The organism is uncultured Granulicatella sp. (genome assembly GCF_963515095.1).
GTDB lineage: Bacteria > Bacillota > Bacilli > Lactobacillales > Aerococcaceae > Granulicatella.
This window is the reverse complement of the sequence record NZ_CAUPXD010000050.1, coordinates 1-5,695: the sequence shown is the minus strand read 5'-3', so window position 1 is coordinate 5,695 and position 5,695 is coordinate 1. Positions and strand designations below refer to the sequence as shown.

General features: G+C 33.7%; 2 protein-coding genes. Both read right to left on the bottom strand.

Annotated elements, in window-relative coordinates; all coding sequences use genetic code 11:
- Window positions 1-111: 111 nt before the first annotated feature.
- Window positions 112-2,406, bottom strand: a complete 2,295-nt coding sequence (locus RWL86_RS08110; RefSeq protein WP_314078704.1) for a C69 family dipeptidase — start codon at window positions 2,404-2,406, stop codon at window positions 112-114.
- A 220-nt stretch (window positions 2,407-2,626) separates the two neighbouring features.
- Entirely contained in the window at window positions 2,627-5,350 is a 2,724-nt protein-coding gene (locus RWL86_RS08105; protein ID WP_314078702.1) for a pneumococcal-type histidine triad protein, read from the bottom strand.
- Window positions 5,351-5,695: the final 345 nt, after the last annotated feature.

Genomic DNA, 5,695 nt, shown 5'->3' with positions numbered 1-5,695 from the left:
GGGTGGTTTATTTGTCACGCACCTACGGAGCGTGACGGACTGAAAGTCACATAACTAGAAAATCCATTAGAATTTAGCAATTCTAATGGATTCCTTATTTACTTTAAAGAATTAAACCCATTCTCCATTTTCGTTTACATAGTATCCATCAGGAGTTTTCGTATTGACTAATAATTCACCTGATTCATCAACATAGTACCATTTTCCATTGACTTCAAACCATTGGTTTTCTTTCATTGCTCCACTTTCTTCTAAATAGAACCATTTCCCATTTAAGAATACCCAATCACTTTCCATCTTACCTGATCCATTATAGTAATACCATTTATTATCAATTTTTTCCCAAGTATTTCTTAAGTATTTTCCTTCAGAATTTACAAAATACCAAGTATTAGATTTTCGATCATGAATCCATTCTGACTTCGCCATGTATCCGCCAGGTTTTACATAGTAATCTCCAACCCATTGATTTTCAACATATTCTCCATTTGAATCAATAAAGAACCAGCTTTGATAAGTCACATCATAAACCCATTGATTACTTACCTTTTGTCCTTCTTCATTGATATAATGTTTACCATCAAAACCTTTCTTTTGAACAGGTGTTGTTTGAGTTGTATTAAAAGAGGTTGAAGATTGATTATTTGAAGCAATATAAGTATTCGTATTTGTCGTTGATGCAGCTGTTGTTGTTTCGGAAGGTTCAGCTGGTTGAGGTACAGTAGGTTGTAGACGAGCTAATACTTCTTTTAATGGTGTCACATCGATAAATGGACTTGCTAGTGGTGTTTTTGTTTCAACAGCTTTTTCCATCTTAGCTTCTACATCTTTCATCAATTGGAAAACAGATTTTGCAACTGCAATTGATTTAGCAGTATATTCATCAGCATGTTCTTTTACATAATCATCAGATTTACCTGTATATTCATCAATTAATTGGTTTTGATAATCCATTAGTAATGCTTCCATTTTTTCCCAGTTCGTACGAATAGATTTTCCAAATAATTCTGGATGATCCATTACCATTGTATCAATATTAGTAGCTACCCAATACCAAGAATCAGGTTTATATCTATCTCCTCTTACTTTATAAGCTTCAAATGTATCTTTAATACTACCAAAGTAAGGAACATATGGTGTATTACGAGAACGACCTAAACTTAACCACATTACTCCACCTAATGATTGCGGTAATTTTTGATTAATTTGATAAACGTGTGGATCAATCACATTTTCGTTTCCTGGAGCATAAGCATATTTTCCATAATTTGGATCTGATGGATCTGCTTGTTTTCTATAATAATCTTTCTTAGTATCATAACCTGGTACTTGATCATCAGGTACTAATTCTCCGTTTAATGTTTCGAAACGATTTCTTTGAACATTTAGTCCATCTAATACAGTGAAATCTCTTCTTGGACTATCTTGTAAAAATTCATAACGTTTATCTTGATAGGTTACATTAGAAGATGGATTTAGTAACTTAATTCCTGCATACACACGAGAACGGTCCCCATTTTCTAAAGGTGGCGCATAAGTAGCTGCTAAATCAATTTCCCCTTTACTTTCATCTCCAACAAATACTCCTGCCTTTTTAGCAGTTTCAATAATTCCCTTGGAAGCAATAATATTTTCTTTATCATTAATATTGACTTTACCTAAGAAATAAGTATTAGGGAATACAGAATATTTATCATCTGGATATTTAAAGGCTACATATTGATGTCCAGAATAAATTTCCACATACCATAATTCATTTTCATCGGCAAAAACAATAATATTTCCTTCAGTAGATCCTTTTTCATCAATTTCTTTTGCTAGTAATTCAACTGCTTCTTTAGCTGTTTTTACACGCGGTAAGATTAAATCTGTTACTATAGCTTCACTAACTCCAGTTTCAACTAATGGATCAATTGCTGGATAATCAATTTCATTTTCTGGTCCTTCTAATGGTCTTCCGTCAGCAGCAATTTTTGGTGCTTTTCCACCAACAACTTCATTACGTGGTGTAGCAGTTACTGTTGCAGTCATTGAAACACCATGTTCATTAAAACCATGTTCAGAAAAAATACCATCATCTGTATCTCTTGAATCATCGGCTACTACTGTATATTTATATTCATATTTTAAATGAGGATATTCAGTTCCATTTGTTCTATCTAATAAAACTTCGCCTTCTTTATAATCCTTAGCAGGATTTACAAAAAAGTTTTTATTATGAGTATGTTGTTGTGTACCATCTGGATGGTAAGATGGATAATCTTCCGTACGTCCATACAAGAACGAACCATCTTTTGTTAGTCCTTTACCAATAATAAATGCAGAACAAGCTTCAACAGCTTGTTGAGATAACACAAGTCCAATAAGGACGGTAGATAATAATGTCTTACTAACTTTTTTATTCATAGCTATCCCCTCTTTTTAAAAGAATCTATTTTGGTTAAATGATTATTTTAACCAATTGTAGAATACGCTTTCTTTGTTATAAAATCAATACTTTTCATTGATTTATAATAATTATAATTATTATATAAAAAAAGAACCGAATTCGGTACAATTCGGTTCTTTTTCGATTGCCACTATATGTATGTTCTACAAGTAGTTTGGCTATCAGTTTATCGACATATTAAGCGTGTGGTTGTTCACTAGCTGACGTTGCAGGTTGTGAAGCAGTTGTTGCAGTAGCTGGTGCTACAGTTTCTTCTGCTTTATCAGTAACCACTGGTTTCTCAGCTTCCGCTGGAGTACTTGCTTCATTAGCAGTTGATTCTTCTGCTTTCGGAGTTGTTGTATTCTCTGAAGTTGCTTGATCTTTAGATTTTGGTGTTGCTAAATCTTTCTTCACTTCTTCAGATAGTTCTTCTGTGAAATCTGAAGTTGGGAGTGAATCATCTTTATCTGCTTGTTCTAATGCCATTTCAGCAAATTCTTTCATCTCAGCTAATTTACTCATTGACTCTTCATCATCTGGTTTTGCAATTGCTTTATAGTTATCTCCAACTCTTGTATCCGCTTTTTCAGATGGATTTTCATGAGCTTTTTTGATTTCTTTTGTGGTAAAATAAGATGGACTAATAATCGCTTCAGTTGTTCCTGTTTCACCAGGAATGAATTTTGCTTTCGATAATTTTGCAATTAAATCAGAAACTTTTTCTCTTAATTCAAAAGGTAATGGTTTATCTTGAACATGTTGTGTTAAGAAGTATAAATACTTCATACCTTCAACTCCAAGACGCTTATTCGCATCCTGTAATGCTTGTACATAATCTCTTACAGCTTCTAAAGCTTTCATATCTTTTGATTCAATTGCTTTATTCGCTGCATCTCTCAACTCATCTTTTGTAACATTATAATCAGTTAATTCTAAATCATTAATTGTACGAATAATACTTTCGTGTAATGTATTTAATGCTTTTTCCTCTTTAGAAAGTTCTGAAGATGTAACTGTTGTTGCTTTTTCAATATATATTTCATCAAATTGTTTTAATAACTCTAAATATCCTTGAGTTGAATTTCCTTTTTCATCTAAACGTTCTTTGATTTCTCGTAAACTTGTTAAGATACGGCTTAATTCAACAGGTTGAGTTTTATATTTTTCAGATGCTTTATTCGCTAAAGCTTCAATTTGACTTTCAATGGCTTTCGTATCTAAATCTCCTGCGACATATTTAGGAGTTATTTCTTTTAATTTATTCGCAACATATTTTTTTGCACCTTCAATATTTTGAATTTTTAGAGAGTGACTATGATCTCCATGTGGTACTTCAAATTTATCGCCTAAAATTCGAATATCTTTTACAGAAATTCCCATACGTTTTGCTAAAGAAGCAATTTCTTGTGCAAATCGTAATTCAGGATCAATTGATGTATCTGAACTAGGTACTTCAAAATTACGTAATGGAATTGCCCATGGATGAATATGTGTCTTATCTTGTCCTTGTTCCATATTTTGGAAAGCAAACACTTTACCTACATATTTTCCATCTTTATAGGCAGATTCTAACTTAATAGTATTTCTTTCTACTCCATAGGCATAAGTAATATAATCTAAATATTTTTGCACTTCTGGAGATTTTTCGGTTAAATTTCTCTCATTTGGAATCGGAGAAACATAATCTTCTGAAGTTGCTTCATTTTCATGTTCATGTTTGTTTCCATCATGGTCGTGATGTTCGCCTTCGTGCTCATGTTTATCACCGTCATAATCATGGTGTTCGCCTTCGTGCTCATGTTTATCACCGTCATGAGCATGGTGTTCACCTTCGTGCTCATGTTTATCGCCAGCATAATCATGGTGGTGATTATCTAAAATTGGTTTCCCATTTTTGTCTTTATAAACAAAGTGGAAATGATTTCCATGACGAACTACATATCCTGATTCAGTTTCGGATTCAATATCTTCTTTTCTAAATACAAAGCCATCATGGTCATGGTCGTGGTCGTGATGTTCGCCTTCATGCTCATGTTTTTCACCTTCGTGATCGTGGTGTTCACCTTCATGCTCATGTTTATCGCTTTCGTGATGATGGTGTTCAGCACTAGCTGCTGGTTTCCCATCTTTATCCTTGTAAATAAAGTGGAAGTGATTGCCATGACGAACTACATAACCTTCTGATGTTTCACTCACTACATCTTTCTTATCAAAGACATATCCATCATGATCGTGATCGTGGTGTTCGCCCTCTTCTTCATGATGATGGTGTTCATCTCCCTCTTCATGATGTTCAGCAGTTGCTACTGGATTTCCTTCTTTATCTTTATAAATAAAATGGAAGTGGTCGCCGTGACGAACTACGTATCCTGTTTCTGTTTCACTTACAACATCTTTTTTATCAAAAACATAGCCATCTTCTACTTCTTCATGATGTTCATGTGCTACTGAATTTGTAGCCATTGTTGTAGCAATTGTTTGTTGCGCATTATTTTTATAAATAAAATGGAAGTGATCCCCATGGCGTACTACATATCCCATTTCGTTTTCTTCTACAATATCATTGGGATTAAAAACATACCCGTCATCTGTAGAGCTAATAGCTTTCGTAGTAGAAGTTTTTTGTTCATAAATAGCATCTGCTGGTGGAGCTCCATATACAAAATGGTAATGATCTCCGTGTTTTTTCAAGTATCCATTTTCAAATACTTCTCCCACGATTGTTTTAGGTTTGTTATTTTTAATTTCTTCCGCAAGTTTTTCAAATTTTGTCATTTGAGCATTAGAAACTGTTATTTCTTCTGCTTGTTGTTGATTTTGTTGTTTTGAATGGTCTTGCGTTATTCCACAAGCTGCTGTACTAATCGCTAGAACACTAGCTAATCCGGCCATCCATAGTTGTTTTCTAGTAGGTTTCATTGATATCTCCTTTACAAATCGTAAATATTACGTTTTATAAAATAACCTTTTTTCATCCTTTTGTCAAGCCTTATCTCTTAATTTTTTTTATAAAAAAAGAGACGACATTTGTCGCCTCCATATTTCAATAATTTTTCCCCGTAGCATTAAGCATGAGACCAAAAGGGCTGCTACCGTCCTTCGCTACTTTAGAAAATCAAGTCCTAGTTACTCTCTCATAAGCTTACGCACAAAATAGAAATGACTTATCGCTGTAGCGTCAGTACTAGAAGCCAAATTGGCTTCTAGTACAGGAAAAACTCCAAGACGGTTTCACCGTCTTACTCATGACAGAAACAAAAGTTG

Coding starts and splice junctions, on each gene's coding strand:
- RWL86_RS08105 (WP_314078702.1), bottom strand. CDS start 5,350: ATGAAACCTACTAGAAAACAACTATGGATGGCCGGATTAGCTAGTGTT.
- RWL86_RS08110 (WP_314078704.1), bottom strand. CDS start 2,406: ATGAATAAAAAAGTTAGTAAGACATTATTATCTACCGTCCTTATTGGA.